This window comes from Lysinibacillus sp. RC79 (assembly GCF_041262405.1).
Classification (GTDB): Bacteria; Bacillota; Bacilli; order Bacillales_A; family Planococcaceae; genus Lysinibacillus.
Genome location: NZ_JBGCCD010000012.1, coordinates 19410 through 37084, shown reverse-complemented (window position 1 = coordinate 37084; position 17675 = coordinate 19410). Strand labels below are relative to the sequence as shown.

Genomic DNA, 17675 nt, shown 5'->3' with positions numbered 1-17675 from the left:
TACATTTGAAGGAGGTATTCATATGAAAGAGGAAGCCCAAGTGCCTGTAAAGCTTGTAGACATTGTGCAGGTGAAGTTAGTTCGGGAGAAAACAATATCCTACAAAGAAAGGCGTATTCGTTCATCTCATGATGCCTACAAAATATTTCAAGAGATAGTCGGGGATAGTGACCGAGAAGTGTTCGCTATCGCTTGTTTAAGTACTTGTAACGAAATCAACTGTTTTCAAATTGTTCACATTGGTTATATCAATATCAGCATTGTCCAACCTAGTGACGTCATGAAAGCAGCAATCCTTTCGAACAGCGCAAGTATTTTAGCTTTTCACAATCATCCATCAGATGACAGTACACCTTCACCTGAAGATATTGCTATAACGGAAAGACTTGTAGAAGCAGGGGGAATTATTGGAACTAATGTATTGGATCATTTGATGTGCACATCAAATGGGTTCCATACACTAAAATAATTTGGATTTATGTAAGTAAAAGGGGGTTGAGATGATGAAAGTATTAAAACGCTTTATAGAAGAAATGAATTGTTTAATAGATGCATGAGTTCAATATAAACGAACTCATGCATTTTTTATGAAAATCTTTATATGTAAAATAAACATTATCTTTTGATATGAAAATAATAATAATTTACACACTTTATACTATTACTAACAATAAATAGATAAATAATTAATAAGGTATTAACAATAATATGTTTACATATATATGTAGTGGGGAAATATGTTTTAACGCATATCGAGTATGATGACAACCCTCATACGAAAATGATCTTATCTTTTGCATTTTAAAAAAGCTATCATTCTTAAAATTGAAAGGAGAATTCATTGATGTCAAAGAAGAATTGGAAGAAGCCGCTAAATACCTTTTTAGCAACAACTCTAGTCGCAAGTGTTGCCGCGCCAATAGCACCTCTTTCTGTAAAAGCTGAAACAGTTGCAAAGGATTTAATCATTTCAGAGTATATTGAGGGAAGTTCCTTCAATAAAGCAATTGAAATATATAATGGTACAGGCGCCGCGGTTGATTTAAGTAATTATACTTTAGAGCTTCATACGAATGGAGAAGTTACCGCGAAAAATAAAGTGAGTCTGACAGGTACTCTAGAAAACGGAGCTACTTATGTTTTATATCATAAAGATGCAGCTCCTACCATTAAAGCAAAAGGAAATCTAGAAAACATAAACGTTATTAATTTTAATGGAAATGATCCAATCGTATTGAAGAAATCTGGTGAAATAGTCGATTCCATTGGACAAGTTGGTTCTTCAGCAGATTTTGCTAAAGATGTAACTTTAGTAAGAAAGAGTTCAGTCTTGTCGGGTGATACAATTATTGATGATTCTTTTAACGCAGCATTGGAATGGAATTCATATCCGGTAGACGATTCATCCAATTTAGGCCAGCACGTAATGGATACAAATTCAGGTGAACCTGTTGATCCTGAAGCACCGACAGTTCTCTCAATTGGAGATGCTCGGAATAAAGGGATAGGTGAAACGGTAACTATTAAAGGTAGAGTTGCAGCAGGCTTGAAAAATACGTTCTCTGTTCAAGATGATACAGGTGGTATTGCCGTAAGACCTCCTAATCTAGCGATGTCTATCGGTGATGAAGTTACTTTAAAAGGTAAGTTAGCTGACTATCGTGGGTTACTACAATTAGATGGAGCTACAATCGTTGAAAAAGTTGAAAATGCCGGTGCACCATCTCCAAAGGTTGTAACAGGTGCTCAAGTAAATGAAGATAGCGAATCACAGCTAGTAACAGTGAAAAATGTTACTCTTACAGATGTTCAACAAGGGGCAGGGTGGGCAAACTATACTGCTAATGACGGAACGAACTTCCTCGTACGAGATGAAACAAGTTCGCTGGGATTAACTGTAGGTACAAACTATGAATCTATCACTGGTATTGTTCAACAGTTCGATAACGACTATCAAGTGATTCCGCGATCAAAAGCAGATATTGTAGTGGACAGTTCTGCATTAAAGCCTGCTAGCGCATCTCCTGGAAGTGGGACGTTCGTTGGGAAAACAACAGTTACTTTAACAACACCGACAGCTGATGCAGAAATTTATTACACATTAGATGGCACACAGCCAACTGATAAAAGTTTTAAATATGAGACACCAATTGAGATTAGCAAAAATACTACTTTAAAAACAATAGTTAAAGCTAAAGATGGCACATTTAGTGATATAACTACATTTGATTATAGCATTACAGATCAATTACAAATTCATGATATTCAAGGTGCAGGGCATACTTCTCCATTTGATGGTCAGACAGTTGAAGGAATTGAAGGGATCGTCACTTATTCATTTTCGTTAAATAATAATTGGTATTATACGATTCAAACGCCAGATGAATTGGCTGATAATGATCCGAATACTTCTGAAGGAATATTTCTGTACAGTGGAAAGAAAGCATGGCCAATAAAGGTAGGAGATTTAGTATCTGTTAAAGGTAAAGTAAGCGAATATGCTTACGATGGCTATGATGATAGGCAGCAAACGGATTTAAAAACAACACAAATTAATGTACGTGACGATCAAGATGGAAAAGTAGAAGTCATTAAAAGTAGTGTAGCTTTACCAAAAGCAATTGAAATTGATAAGTTAAAAATGTCTTTTAGTAAAATCGACAGTGATCAGCTTGAAATTTTTAATCCAACAATCGATGCTATTGATTTTTGGGAAAGTATCGAAGGTATGAGAGTAGAAGTTGGCAACGTGAAAGCGGTAGCACCTCAGGAGCATGGAGATTTAGTAACAGTACTTGAGGATGAACTAACAAACACACTTCACGGTGGGGTATTGTATGAGAAAGAAAATGCAAATCCAAGCAGAATTCAATTCCGATTAGAACCGAATCGAGCTGCACGTGATTTTGAGGTTGCTACAGGTGATAAATTTATAGGGCCAATTACGGGGATCGTAGGCTATTCCTATCAAAACTTTAAAATCTATGCTTCTTTAGATGAGATGAAGGCAGCTTATGAAAAAGGAGATACATCACCAGAGACAACAAAAATAGTAAAGGCAGAAGATAAGTTAACAATTGCCTCGTATAATTTAGAGAACTTCTCTAATAACAAAACATCTACTACTGATGATAAAGCGAAAAAACTAGCAAGAGCAATTGGGATTGATATGGGAAGCCCTGATATTGTTGGTGTAACAGAGGTGCAAGATAATAACGGGCCATCTCCAGGTGATTCAAATGCGGATCAAAGTTATAAAAGATTAATTGACGCTATTAAAGGTGTAGGTGGTGTCGAGTATCAGTATGTTAATATCGATCCTATTAACAATCAAGACGGCGGAGCACCAGATGCGAATATTCGGGTTGGCTTCCTTTATAACCCAGAGCGAGTTAAGCTGAAGGAAGGTATCCCAGCAGGAGATGCGACAACAGCTGTTGGTTATAAAGATGGAAAATTAACACTGAACCCTGGTCGAATTGATCCGGCAAATGAAGCGTTTAAAAGTAGTCGCAAACCTTTAGCAGCACAATTTGAATTCCAAGGTGAAGATGTAATTGTTATCGCAAATCATTGGAATTCAAAAACAGGAGATACTCCTTTATTTGGTGCGATTCAGCCTCCGCAGTATGGAAGTGAAGTGCAACGTAAAAAAATCGCCAACATTGTTTATAATTTTGTTGGGGACATTAAATCAAAAAATCCAGATGCAAATATTGTTTCTTTAGGTGATTTCAATGATTATCAATTTGCTGATGCTCTTAAAATCCATGAAGGTCAATTGATGACTAATATGATTAATAAAGTGGATGCTTCTGATCGTTACACATATGTATTTCAAGGGAACTCACAAGTATTAGACCATATTGTAGTTTCAAACAATCTGGCAGATAAAACAGATGTCGATATTCTTCATATTAATGCCGATTTTACGGACATGGCTGGTCGTGCAAGTGACCATGATCCTGTAATGGTTCAAATCGATGTGAATAAAGGTTCAACTGTTGAACCGATTCAGCCTGAAATAGTATATGACTATAAGAACTACAAGAAGAACAAATTGACAATAAATAAACCTAGTGTGGCAGTGCATTTAGATGCTCAATCTGTTATTCCAAAAGGTGTATTCCTTAAAGGTGCCTATGCAGAACTACATGGAGAAGGCTTTAAGACGACTGATGTTATCCTTAGTCCAGCTAAAGCAGGGATGATTATCGATCTTAAAGGTACTAGAGTAAAGACACTCACAATTGAAGGTCCAAATGTCAGTGAGATAAGAGGCGCTGAAAATCTAGATATAAAATCGATAATATATATAAAGGGTGCAGCACCTGAGCAAATTAAATTTACAAATTCGAAAGGGGATCCCATTGTGGATCCTTCTTTGCCTTCTGAAAACAATCAACCAATAATTAAAAATCCGATTTCCAACAAAACTGTAGCTGTAGGAGAGGAAATTAACATTGATTTAACTGATCATTTTTCCGATCCTGATGGTGATGAACTTTCATTTACGGCTACAAAAGGCACTATAAATGGAAAGTTATTAACACTCAATTTAGCAGAAGGTAGTCATATTGTTGGCGTTACAGCATCTGATGGAAAGAAAAGTGTCACTACAAGTTTCAGCGTTACAGTGATTGCTAATGATTATTATACAGGTGCATATAACAAGGAAGGTCAAGCACTAAAAAAGGCTCTTCATGATATCATATCTGAACAAAAGGTACTTTCTTATGATGATGTTTGGGATGCATTAAAGTATACGGATGAAGATCCTAATAATTCGAATAATGTAATTTTATTTTACTCTGGGAAATCTAGTTCAAAAACAAACAATGGTGGCAATGTGGGAAACTGGAACCGAGAGCATACGTGGGCAAAATCACATGGTAACTTTGGGACAAGTAAAGGACCAGGAACAGATATCCATCACTTACGCCCCGCCGATGTACAAGTTAATAGTTCAAGAGGAAATTTAGACTTTGACAATGGTGGCAGTCCAGTAGCTGGTTGTAATGGTTGCTTTAAAGATTCAGATTCATTCGAACCACCTAATCGCGTAAAAGGTGATGTAGCACGTATTCTATTATATATGGCAACTCGTTATGAGCCTGGAGACAAAGTTGATCTTGAATTAAATGACAAAGTCAATAATGGAACAGCCCCGTATCACGGTAAACTTTCTGTTCTTTTACAATGGCACAAGCAAGATCCTGTAGATGAATATGAAAAACAAAGAAATGAAAGAATTTACGAAATCCAAGGCAATCGAAATCCGTTTATAGACCATCCTGAATGGGTAGAGCAGATTTGGTGATGGAATGTTCTATTAACATGGTGACCTAAACTTGTGATATTACTTTCCCCCTTATTAATATAGAAGAGTACTCAAAACGCCACTTCAAAGTTTAATTTGAAGTGGCGTTTGTTTATGCGAATTCTTATGAAGGAACTTTTCAAACAACAACTTGTAGATCACTCATTCGTTTCAACTCAGCCTCATGCTGGATCGAGCGAGCTGATAATAGTTCAATAATGCGGTGCTGACTTTCTTGAATGGCTGCTAGTCGGTTTACTTTTTCGTTCGTTTCTAAAACAGTTTGTTTGATTTGCTGCTGCTCAAACTCTACTACTTCAAGACGATTCTCTACAGACTCAAGACGATTTTCAACCGACTCAAGACGATTCTCGATTGAATCAAGACGTTGATTGATTTGCTTTAATTCGCTTAAAACTTCCTCCATCGATTTCACCTCTCTTCTATTAAATGTATCTATTTTGTTAATCTATCTCTCTTTAAAATAATTCTTATCATTATAGCATAGAAAACTAGATTACAAGTATCACCATTGCATTCATCGACAAACTATGACAGACTTAAATGAGATATAAAAGTTTTAGGAGAATGTTTAGTGATTAAAGAGTGGGATTTACTACGTGTGATAGCGTGTTTGTCTATTTTACTATTGCACACTTCTTCGTGGATTATTATGGAGGTTGGGGCAATACCGGAGCAGACGTTTTATTTGTTTTTACGGATTGTACTATGTTATGCGACGCCAACGTTTATTTTGCTGTCTATTTTAATTTTGGCGAATCGTTATCAGGATAAAATACCGAGTAACTTTTGGTCGAATAGAATTCAATATATTTTTCTACCTTATTTAATATGGGCAATGCTTGATTCAATACTTGTGGAGGTAATTTTCCGCAAGGGCTTATTATGGGAAAAGTTTGTCCGCAATGTCATTTATAGTGAGTTTGTAGGCTGGTTTGTTGTAGTTATTATGCAGCTATACATAGTCTTTGCGTTGATGAAACGTTTTAAGTGGTCTATGGCTTGGTTTTTACCGCTATGTGTGATGATTACGCTTATTCATCATTCAGTGATTGCATTGCCATATCCATTTTTTGAAGAGAATGCAATCATGTTTCGTATACTCTTTACGGGCTGGCTTGGTTATTTTGCGATAGCTTATGCGTTAGGTGTGTATTATACGCAGATTGCTGCGCTTGCGAAAAAGTATCGTTACGCGACGATTGTGTTGTTCGTGTTATCTGGTGCTTTTTTATACATCCGTATGCTACTCGGTTATACGGAGACGCATTCAAGACGACTGGATTTAGTACCGCTTGTCATAAGTATTACCTTGTTGGTAATCGCTTGGGGACAGTCGCTACCTTATACGAAAACGGTTCAGGTGCTGAGTCGATATGCGTTTATGATTTATCTCATTCATTGGGAGGTTCTGCGTCTATCAACAGGATGGTTTGTGGACCATTTTAATAGTACGCTAATCCGAGTGCCATTGCTCATGCTGTGGACGATAGTTGTTTGTATTACGGTGACGAAGTTGATTTCTATGCTTCCATTTAGTCAGTGGGTAGTTGGGAAAATAAAAAAGCGTGCCACATAGGAAAAGCAGTGATTTCTTTCATGAAAGAAATCACTGCTTTTTTTTTGTCGCCGGTAATATAGTGAATTGCGCCGCTAAAGATTGAAGTATCGCCGGTAATATAGTGAATTGCGCCGCTAAGGATTGAAGTATCGCCGCTAGCAAAGCAAACTCCGCCGCTAACATCAACGATCCCACCGTTAGAAATCGATATATGCATCATCGCTACTCTGGCATTAATTTTAAATTACGATCATTGTAAGCAAGTACGACGTAGTCTGGATGCATGCTTTGTAGATAAGAGATAGCATCTTTATCCAAGTAACGTAAGTCTAAAATCGTCAGCTCTTTAAAGTGACTTGCCATATGAAATTGAATGCTGTTAAAGTATGAATCTTTAATAACGACGATATGTTTATCGCTGTCATAATGATTGTTGACGATTGTGAGTTCTGCAAAGTCTCGGCTATAGGCATCAGCATAGTTGACGACTGCATCAGGACTCATTTTTTTTGCACGGCCGTATACTGCGTCGTACGGAGCCGTGACTCCACCCTCAATTGTACCGTCGTAAATTGTAAATTGCGTAGCGAATGAAGCAGGCTCGTTGTAGCAAATTTGATCGTGGTTATTGACGGTCATGTACAAAATTTTATTCCAGGAGCCAGCAAACTTATTCGTTAAGCAATAAGTATTGGCTTCCTCGTATGGAATTGGCTTAATGGATTCACCGAGTCGTTCGCTCATTGTTTTCATTAGCGCCTGATAGCCTGAGTATGCACCGTGTATTGTCCAGTGATGATCGGTTTTGAAGAAGTTACGTTCAGCAGAAAAGTCGTTCTTCATTTCATCGTAGAGACGAATATTGTCTACGCCTGCAGCAGTAACAAGCTCATGGAGGCGCACATTATTGGCAATTCCAGCGTCATCAGGCATATAGCCTGGGCTTGGCTCACGTGAGTAAGTCGCCTTTGCTGGTAGTGAGTAAAACGTAAACGGAATATTTTTTTCAGCTAGCCCTTCGCTTAGCTTTTGTAAATCAGAGGCGAAGGAAGCAAGCTCTTTATCAGATTTTGTTTCAGCGGGCTTGGAAATAATCCAGCCGCTTTTATCATCAACTGCGTACTTATCGTTTAAGTAGGTTTTCCCCATTGCACGTTGGAAGTAAACATAGTTGCGCATCCAAGTATCACGTGCAGGAAATTGATCGGAAATATATGTTTCTACTTGCTTCGACCATGCCCCTGAAAAAATCTCGTGTAGGCTTGGTGAAAGGTTTGCAGATTCTAACGCACGGTTTTCCATTTCAGATTGTGGACGATCTACCGTTAATACATGCACGACGAAGCCACCGAAAATGATGCAAAAAAAGGTTATTGGTAATAGATACATTTGTATTTTTCGCATGTTGTCCCACCTAGAATCTAAAGTAAATGAATGGATTATGTGTTGCGTTCACTAAAAACATCGTGATAAAGAGCAACAATGCTCCATAGTAAATTGTTTGTACAAGGCGTAGACTCCAATCAAATGATAGGGAAGTCGTCGCTTTTTGCTCACTCCACGTTTGATAAAGTTTATAAATTGGCATAGCGAATATGATTGCGACTACAAAATACACGGCATAGTCCTTTGCAAGCAAAATCGTTTCATAATTATACAGCGCCGCATCGGATAGTCCAAACAGCGTCTTGATAAATCCAAAGGCATATGTAAAGTCATTCGCTCTAAAGAATACCCAACCGATCATAACAATAATAAGAATATAAATATGGCGTAAGAAACGAGGTATGCGTTCCAACCATTTTAAAAGCACCCATTTTTCAAGGCAAATTAATATTCCGTAATAAAAACCCCATGCCATAAATGTCCAGCTCGCTCCGTGCCAAAAGCCCGTTAACGTCCAAACAATTAATAAGTTTCGATATAGTTTCCATTCATGGCTAACATGGCTACCTCCAAGTGGGAAGTAAACATAATCTCTAAACCAACTGCTAAGCGAAATATGCCAGCGACGCCAGAAGTCTGTTACGGACTGAGCAATGTACGGATAGTTAAAGTTCTCTTCAAAATGGAAGCCGAAAATTCGTGCTAGACCAATGGCCATATCACTATAGCCAGAGAAGTCAAAATAGATTTGTAACGCGTAAGCTAGGATTCCTATCCAAGCAGTACCTGTTGTTAAATCACCACCTGATATGCTGAAAACCTGGTCGGCGACTTCGCCCATCGGATTCGCAATCAGTACTTTTTTAGCTAAGCCCTGTACAAAACGACGTGTACCGATCATCCAATCCTCAGCTGTAGAAAGACGCTTTTTAATTTGTTCAGCTACCGTTTGATAACGAACGATCGGTCCGGCCACAAGCTGTGGAAACAATGTAATGAAAAGTGATAAATCTAAAAAATTGCGCTGTGCCTTTACGTCCTTTCGATAAACATCGATAACATAGCTAAGTGCCTGGAACGTGTAGAATGAAATACCGATTGGAAGCGGTACAGCCTCCCATTCCATTGGCTTATCCAAGTAGTTGTTAATAATGTCCACAAAAAAGCCGGCATATTTGTAATAGCCTAGGATGGCTAAGTTACTCGCAATAACGAGCCAAAGTAGCGCTTTTCGTTTGGACTGCGAAACTGTATTTTCAATGACAATCCCCAAAATATAGTTGAGCAAAATGGAAATCATCATTAATAGTACATACTTCGGTTCACCCCATGCATAAAAAAACAGACTAGCCAAAAGTAGAATTGTGTTGCGTAACATCTTCGGAGAGATGAAGTACACAATGAGCACTAATGGTAAAAAGACATATAAAAATATAAGGCTACTAAAAACCATTCCTTCAAATCCTCATCTCTAATAATTGTTTTATCCATTATTGTATTGCGAAAGATCGCTGATAAAAAGCTAAGAATCGCTGATAAATCAAGAAAATCACTGATAAAAAGCTGAGAATCCCCGATAACATCAAGAAAATCGCTGATAAAAAGCCAGAATCGCTGATAACATCGCAAAAACCGCTGATAACATCAAGAAGATCGCTGATAAAAAGCCAATAATCGCTGATAACATCAAGAAGATCGCTGATAAAAAGCCAATAATCGCTGATAACCTCGAGAAGATCGCTGATAAAAGCCAATAATCGTCGATAACCCCAAGAAAATCGCTGATAAAATTCCAAAATACTGATTAAAAAGTGCCAATCTACAAGTCAATTTATGAACGAAAAATTTCTTATGAAATCCTCCTAGTAACTTATAATCTATGAAACTTCTGGGAAATTATATAATAATCAAGGAAATACAAGAATAAATTACCTACCTTATTGTAACGTAAATTCACGAATTGTTCACTAATGGTTTTTAATCAATTATTGCTTAAAAGTCGAATTTTGTTGAAACTTGGATGGTAAAAACGACATGGGTAATATGGTATATTTTCCTTGTGGCAGTAAGGTTTGTATGTTAATTTTCAGGATGGTAGCAACAACAACATTTGTATAAAATATGGTTTAAAACCCTTTAAAATTAAGGTGTTACCACATTTTTCATTCCAGGTATTTCATTTTGAAATTTATTATCTCGTACTCTTATAATTAAGTCGTAGCCATATATATTGGCTAATTTATCTAGGAGGTAATTTCATATGAAACAAAAATATAGTAAATGGGTTGTAGGCGCAGCTTCAGCAGCCCTAGTAGCATCAGCAATCGTACCAGCAGCAAGCGCAGCAAGCTTTTCTGATATTGAAAACACTGACCACAAGGACGCTATTTTAGCATTAGCAGACGCTAAAATCGTAACTGGTTACCCAGATGGTACATTCAAACCGAATGCTGTAGTTACTCGTGGTAATGTAACTAAATTCTTAGGAAAATGGTTAGTGTCAGAAAATTACGAAATTCCTGCAGACTATGCAACAGAAGCTCGTTTCTCTGATTTACCAACAACAACACCTGACAAAGAGTTATTACAATATGCAGCACTTGTTAAAGATGCTGGCGTATTTAAAGGCTCAAACAACCAATTAATGCAAGCTAATAACATGAGCCGTGAGCAAATGGCTGTTGTTTTAGTACGTGCTATCAAAACTGTTTATAACGTAGATTTAGTAGCTGAATACAAAGCGGATGAAGACTTCGAATCTGTTATCACTGATTTAGACAAAGCTACAGCTACAGAAAATCGTGAAGCAATCATCGCATTAGAATATGCTGGTATTACAAACGTTAAAAATGTACAACAGTTCAATCCTAAAAACTCATTAACACGCGGTCAATTTGCATCATTCTTAAACCGTGCAATTACTAACATTGGTGAAGAAGCACCTTTAACTGTTAAAGAAGTTAAAGTTGTAGATGCAACAACATTAGACGTAACACTTTCTGATGATACAAAACATACTGTAAAATTAGAAACTGCTCTTCCAGAAAACAAAGAAACTAAAGTAGAGTTCGAAATTGAAGGTAAATCTTATTCAGCTGTAGTTACATATGAAGTAGCTGAAGCTAAATTAGAATCAGTAAAAGCTATTAACGCTAAAACAATCGAAGTTAAATTCAATAAAGTTATAGAAGATACTTCTAAAGCTGCAGTTGAATTATTACGCGGTACTTTCAAACAAAACGTAACTCTTACTTGGTCTGAAGACAAAAAATCAGTTCAATTAGTAGGTGCTACAAACTTCCAAGCAGCTGACTACACTGTAAACGTATCTGGTTTAACTGAAAAAGTATTAACTAGCGATGTTAAAATTGAAGCTCAAAAAGTAACTTCAATTGAAATCTTAGACGAAGTAGCTGTAGTTGACAAAGCCGTTAAAACTGACGGTACTTTCGAGACTGGTACTACTGCAACTGTTGGTTATGTAGTTAAAGATCAATATGGTACAGATATTACAAAATCAACTTCTTTAAAAACAAATGATAATGCTAACACAACTGTAGTTGCTGATTCAGCTAAAGGTGTAGTTAAATTATCAGGTGCTGTTGTTGAAGGCAAAAAAATCGGCGATTTAGTACCAGTAGTATTATTTGATTCTGCTACAGGTACATCAGTTTCAAAAACTGTAAAATTATCTGCTGAATCTACAGTTTCTTCTATTGAAGTAGCTGGTGTTTATAACGCTAAAGGTGAAGAAGTAGCTTTAAATGATTCTTCTAAAGCTTCTGATGCATACATCGTATTAAATCTTAAAGATCAATATGGTAAAGAAATTACAGACGCTGCTAAAGCAAAAGGTTTAGTAATTACAAACACAAACACTACAAACTTAACAATCGCTGACACTGTTTCAAAAGTTAAAATTGGCGATAAAGATAAATTAGTAGTTGCATTATCATCTATCTTAAAAGCTGGTGATACTGATGTATTATTAATTTCAACAACTAACGGTCAATCAGCTAAATATACTGTTAAAGTTGCAGAAACTGCTACAACTAACGCTATCTCTGTTTCTCAACCAGAAATCGCTGTTGCTGAAGAATCTACATTAATCCCATTAACAGTTACTGATAAAGAAGGCAATGTAATCACTAACAAAAAAGTGTTAGCTGATGCTAACAAAGGTATTAAAGTTGGTGGTACTCCAGTTGCTGAATCAGCTCTTGAAGTAAAAGACGGCCAAGTATACTACAAAACAACATTTAACACTGCTGGAACACAAGCATTAGTATTCCAAACTGCAACTTACAAAGTTGCTACTATTACTGTAGATGTAAAAGCAAAAGCAGTACCAACTGTTGTTCGTGGACTTAAAAATCCTTTAGTAATTTCAACATCTCAAACTCCTGTTACAATTACAGCGAAAGACCACTTAATCATTGAAGACCAATATGGTCGTGAAATGAAAAACTCTGTAGCTCCTGTAACAGTAACATTAGTTGGAACTTCAGATGTAGTATCAGTAAATGCAAATCAAGTAACTGCTCTTAAAAACGGTACTGCAACATTAAATGTGGCACTTGTAACTCCAAATGGCACAATTGATTCTACTGTAGAAGTAAAAGTACAAGTAACTGATGGTACTGAATACAACGGTTATGAAATTGCTGAAATTGGTAAAACTAAAGTAGCAACAGATAAAAATGTTACAATTAACGGTTTACTAAACGGTGGTAAAGTTGCACTTGAAGCTAACGAATATACTGCGACAGTAACTGGCGGTAAATTACCTGCACCACAAGCTGTAACTGCAGGTAAAGTAAATATTGCTGACACAGCTTTAAACACAGATTCAGCTACACCAGCTAACAAAGTAGATACAGAATTCACATTAAAAGTAACAATTAATGCTACTGGTGAAATCTTAGAACAAAAATTCGTTGTTTCAGCTGACGCTGAAAAAACGCAAGATTTCTTCTTTACAGCATCAGAAACAACAGCTGATTACAAGCTAGCTAAAGCTATTACAGAAGCTACATTAGTATCTGGTTCAACTGTAGCAGACTTAAAATCTACAGGTGATGCACCTGCAGTAGTAAACGTTGCAACTGTTGACCAATACGGTAACAAAGAAATCCAAACAATTGCTGCAGACACAGTTACAATCGTTCCTGAAAAAGTAACAGATGTTAAAATTACTGGTAACGGTACTGCTGCTGCAACAGCTACATTAAATACAGGTGTTACAGAAGCTAAAGTAACATTAAAAATTAAAGTAGGTAACGCAACTAAAGAATTAAAAGTAACTATTGTTGCTCAATAAATAGCGTTGCGCTATAAACGAGTTTACTAGTAACTTAGCCTTGTGATTAGATGAAACTTTTTGTTTCATTATGGTCACAAGGCTTTTTGATGGAGAGAAATCTCCGTAATTTTTTGTATATGTAATGAAGTTATAGCCCTAACATTTAATACAGATGTTAGGGCTATTTCTATTTGTAGTAAAACATGGAGAAAGGCTCAACAACATATTCAAGAATACATAACAATAGTAGATTATGAAATATTTAGATTTCCTTAAACGTATTATAATAGTATGATAGACAAAATATGTTAAGGGGTTGAGCTGGTGATGAACAAGCATACTTTATTTCAGGGAGCATTAGTTGCTGCTCTAGCGACGAGTGCTATTGTAGTAGTACCAACTGCGCAGGCAACAGATAAATTTTCTGATGTTGATTACACGAAGGAATACGGTGGGGCGGTAAAGGATTTAGCTGAACGCGGAATTATTAAAGGTTTTGCAGATGGTACGTTTAAGCCATTCGCTGATGTGACGCGTGGACAGGCATCGAAGATTTTGGCAGGTCTTTTAGGGTTGGATACTAAAAATGTAACGGATCCACAATTTACTGATGTAAAGCCGAGCGACGAATATTATGGGGCAATCGCTGCCTTGGAAAGCGAAGGGATTATTTCAGGGTTTGCAGATGGAAGCTTCGGTGTCAATCAAGCGATTACACGTGAACAATTAGCGCGAATGCTAACAATGGCATATCATTTAGAATCTATTGAAGTTGGTCAGACATTACCATTTAAGGATATTGAAAAATATTCGGATGCTTATTACGCAGTTGCTCCATTGTTTGAAAATAATATAACGAAGGGTATTACACCAACTACTTTTGGTTTAAAAGAGACTGTCAATCGTTCGCAGCTTGCGTTATTTATTCATCGAATTGAAGCTATGCAGGCTAAACGAGTTATCCAAACATTTACTGCACGAGAGCTTAATTCAACTAATATTGATGCTTATTCTACTGACAATCTAGCGGCAGATGGAGAGAATGAATTCTTCCACATTCTTCGAACAAATAATGATGTGAAGATTGAGGCGCTAAGAGAGGGATCGGGCTATTTCATGCTTATTGCCTACAATATCGATAATGAAGAAAATTATGAAATAGTCGAAATGCAAAAATATAAAATTGTTGTAACAAAAGTAGATGGAAAATTACAAATTAACTGTCAGCCAACAGATGAAGTTACACCAGGCTCAGCGCTGTTTTTAGAGCAAGATTTAGGCTTTAATCCGAAAAATATTCAGCTAACTACAGCTGCTGGTCATGCTGTAAGTGATAAAGTTTTCAGCTATAAGCCATTTAAATTTGATGGCTGGGAGGAAGAAGCGATTCCTAAAGGCGGTAACTATGTGCTGATGTTATCGCAAGCGGGTGACTATATTGCGACTCTATCTGATAATAAAGGACATTCGGTACGTGTAGGCATCCATGCAGAATCTGATGGCTATGAATTGTATACAACGTCAGCGGTTGAAAAAAACAGTGTGCTCATTCCAAAAAGTGAAATTGGCTTTAAGGTGAAAGATTTCAAAATTGAGCAATATACAGGTGCAATGTATGATCATAAAATAGTTGATGTCGAGCTTTCAGCAGATGGCGTAACTGTAAAAAGAGTCGGAAAAGGTGATTCTATGTTTTCTGTCCGTCTGAATGGTGAAAATGGCGAGAAACTATATGTACATGGCATGGTCTATGGAGTAAGTGGTATAACAGCAATGAACTATGAACTAGTGACACAAGAACAAATGGAGAATTCATCATTTAATTAAGAAACCGGTAGAACAGAGAACATCGCCGGTCAACATCGAAGAATCGCTGATAAAACCAGGTAAATCGCTGATAAACATCGAAGAATCGCTGATAAAACCAGGTGAATCGCTGATAAACATCGAAGAATCGCTGATAAAACCAGGTAAATCGCTGATAAACATAAAAAAATCGCCAACAACAGAAAACCTCCCCAATTTTTTTTCGGGGAGGTTTTTGTATGCTAAAAGGCGATATATTTCACATAGTCTTTCCAACCGATCTCTTTAAAATTTCGCCACTCGATTTTTTTAAGAGGTATTGAACGGAAGGAGCGTGCTAAAATATTGCGTTGTTCATTTACAATAATAGGTGTTCCAGCATCCATATAGCCTGTAAAGATAGTAGAATCTGCCGTTTTAAAGGCAACCTCAATATTCTCAAGGCGTATTTTACCATTTTCATCTAAAGTATAAACGCTATGTTTATTATTCTTTCCAGACTTCACCCATGCGGAATTCACTTTAAGCGCGTTGGATGCCTCATTTACGGTAATAGAAGCCTTACCAACAGTTGAAAATGGAATCTTTTCAAGCATGTCATCTTGATGCAATATTACCTCATAGCTTGTAGGCTTTGGTAGTTTTGCAGACTTAGCTAGTTCATTTGCCCAAAGTGATTCATTATTTGCTGGGATCATTTGTTTTTGAACTACGGTACCTGATAGATCATTGTCGTTATGTGGCAGTTTAAAACTAACGGTTTGGCCATCTTCAACCTTTTGCCATTCATCCTCGGATAAGTAGGCAAGCATAGACTTTTCAGATGAATAAATTTCAAATGTTACCGCGCCAGCTTCTTCCGTGATTTTTGAGATTACACCATCTACTGGGCAAATAACACCTTGGCGTGCTTTAATTTGGCCTATTTGTGCATCCATTAATGCTACTTGACGATTGGTCTCGGCAATGTGACGGTTTAATATCGCCACTGCAGTTGATGGAGAAGTTTGCTGACCTAATTCAAATTTAACAGAGACATTTAACTTCTCACTAATTTGGTCGGTATTAATAGAGCTTTTCGGGTCCTTGCCTCCACCGTATTCAGATTCTATCTCCGCTAAAGCAGACTCTAAATCACTTAATTCAGTTTCGTAAGCAGTGCGTTCAGCCTCAAGCTTTGTTAATTCACCGTCAACTTCCTCTGTTTTATAGGTAGCTAGTAAATCATTGGCATGTACTTCCTGTCCACGTGTTACATCTATTGCAGAAAGACTTTTCGCATCTGCTGAAATTGTATAGGTTTGTGTTGGAGCAACAATCGCATCCTTTTCCACCGTCTCTACACGATCACCAGTAGTAGCTCTTTGAAATTCACCGATAAAGTAGGATCTTGCTACCTTACTATCATCCTTAAATACAAAATAAGCATTTACACCAATTAATATCGCTATCACAATAATACTTAAACTTGTCCAAGGTCTGGATTTAATAAAGCGCATCATCCTAACCCCCTTGTAATCCATTCTTGTAGTGGTAACGCACTAACCATTCCGATAAAAATAGCCATTACCACATATAGCCCAATAATTTTTGCTAATAATGCCTTACGATCTGACCATTCCTCCCATTTTGAAAGGAACGTGTATTGCACAATAACTGTTAATACAGTTGCTACGGTTAGTTGATTGATAGCAAATAGCACAAAATCCGTATCAATTACTTGCTGAGCTATAGGTGCAAGTGAGAAGAAGGAGAAGTTTGTAGTGTAACCAACTGCATAAAACACGGCAAATAAAATTGTCTTTTCAATAAGTAAAAATACCATTACATAAAGTTGTACCTTCTGAATCCATTTGTATGGAATGTCTGTTAATAGATGTAACAAGTATGTAACGCCATAATAATGGAAGCAATAATAGATAACTCCCCAGGCAATAACCCCAACCATTGATAATAAACGGGCTGTATAGTATTCATTTGGATGATTCGATGCAAATAATGTTGTTAAGCTTTCAGTACCCATGCCCCAAAACTCACGAATGACAAATAGTAGCATAAAGAGCATGAAAACTGTGAAAGATCGCTTTTTATAGCCTCTTATTTCTCCTTGCTCAACAGCTTGGGTAAAGTTAGTGGGATGCATTAAGCTGTGCCAAAATTTATAGTGATAAAACATATATAGCTCCCTTTCTCGTAAATTAAATAGTAAAGTTGTAGTATACACCTAATTACTGGTAAATAATATAGTAGAAATGCTGAGTTTTTCATTAATTTCCCTC

The 17675-nt window shown here is 36.8% G+C and carries 11 protein-coding genes; 5 read left to right on the top strand and 6 right to left on the bottom strand.

Features of this window, described 5'->3' with window-relative positions:
• The first annotated feature begins 22 nt into the window (after positions 1–22).
• Together ABH968_RS13260 and ABH968_RS13255 are read left to right on the top strand one after the other, a co-directional pair.
• The gene (locus ABH968_RS13260) at positions 23–469 is read left to right on the top strand and encodes a JAB domain-containing protein (RefSeq protein WP_370044580.1); all 447 of its coding nucleotides are present in this window, start codon (positions 23–25) and stop codon (positions 467–469) included.
• 375 nt (positions 470–844) lie between these two features.
• A complete protein-coding gene (locus ABH968_RS13255) occupies positions 845–5320 on the top strand; it encodes an endonuclease (protein ID WP_370044578.1) in 4476 nt (1491 codons plus the stop codon).
• A 139-nt stretch (positions 5321–5459) separates the two neighbouring features.
• On the opposite strand, the gene ABH968_RS13250 is transcribed toward ABH968_RS13255, so the two are convergent.
• Positions 5460–5747, bottom strand: a complete 288-nt coding sequence (locus tag ABH968_RS13250; RefSeq protein ID WP_370044576.1) for a hypothetical protein — start codon at positions 5745–5747, stop codon at positions 5460–5462.
• A gap of 168 nt (positions 5748–5915) precedes the next feature.
• Here ABH968_RS13250 and ABH968_RS13245 point away from each other — a divergent pair, with 168 nt between their 5' ends.
• A complete protein-coding gene (locus tag ABH968_RS13245) occupies positions 5916–6920 on the top strand; it encodes an acyltransferase family protein (RefSeq protein ID WP_370044574.1) in 1005 nt (334 codons plus the stop codon).
• Between the two features lie 204 nt (positions 6921–7124).
• Here the strand turns inward: ABH968_RS13245 and ABH968_RS13240 are convergent, their stop codons facing one another.
• The 3 genes from ABH968_RS13240 to ABH968_RS13230 are packed head-to-tail and all read right to left on the bottom strand — an operon-like array spanning position 7125 to position 10042.
• Positions 7125–8306, bottom strand: coding sequence for an alginate O-acetyltransferase AlgX-related protein (locus ABH968_RS13240; protein WP_370044572.1), 1182 nt, complete (start codon positions 8304–8306; stop codon positions 7125–7127).
• A 10-nt stretch (positions 8307–8316) separates the two neighbouring features.
• Positions 8317–9741 (bottom strand): MBOAT family O-acyltransferase, encoded by a 1425-nt coding sequence (locus tag ABH968_RS13235; protein ID WP_370044570.1) that lies wholly within the window; start codon positions 9739–9741, stop codon positions 8317–8319.
• Between the two features lie 37 nt (positions 9742–9778).
• Positions 9779–10042, bottom strand: a complete 264-nt coding sequence (locus tag ABH968_RS13230; RefSeq protein WP_370044568.1) for a hypothetical protein — start codon at positions 10040–10042, stop codon at positions 9779–9781.
• Positions 10043–10548: 506 nt separating this feature from the next.
• Between ABH968_RS13230 and ABH968_RS13225 the strand changes: the two genes are divergently transcribed.
• Positions 10549–13608 carry an S-layer homology domain-containing protein gene (locus ABH968_RS13225; protein WP_370044566.1) on the top strand — a complete coding sequence of 1020 codons (3060 nt, stop codon included), beginning with the start codon at positions 10549–10551 and terminating at the stop codon, positions 13606–13608.
• 309 nt (positions 13609–13917) lie between these two features.
• Complete coding sequence (locus ABH968_RS13220; protein ID WP_370044733.1) at positions 13918–15417, top strand: S-layer homology domain-containing protein; 1500 nt, start codon at positions 13918–13920, stop codon at positions 15415–15417.
• A 221-nt stretch (positions 15418–15638) separates the two neighbouring features.
• Here ABH968_RS13220 and ABH968_RS13215 read toward each other — a convergent pair whose 3' ends face one another.
• Together ABH968_RS13215 and ABH968_RS13210 are read right to left on the bottom strand one after the other, a co-directional pair.
• Complete coding sequence (locus ABH968_RS13215) at positions 15639–16895, bottom strand: efflux RND transporter periplasmic adaptor subunit (RefSeq protein ID WP_370044565.1); 1257 nt, start codon at positions 16893–16895, stop codon at positions 15639–15641.
• The gene (locus ABH968_RS13210; RefSeq protein WP_370044563.1) at positions 16895–17572 is read right to left on the bottom strand and encodes a hypothetical protein; all 678 of its coding nucleotides are present in this window, start codon (positions 17570–17572) and stop codon (positions 16895–16897) included. Before ABH968_RS13210 ends, ABH968_RS13215 begins: the two co-directional genes overlap by 1 nt.
• Positions 17573–17675 lie beyond the last annotated feature (103 nt).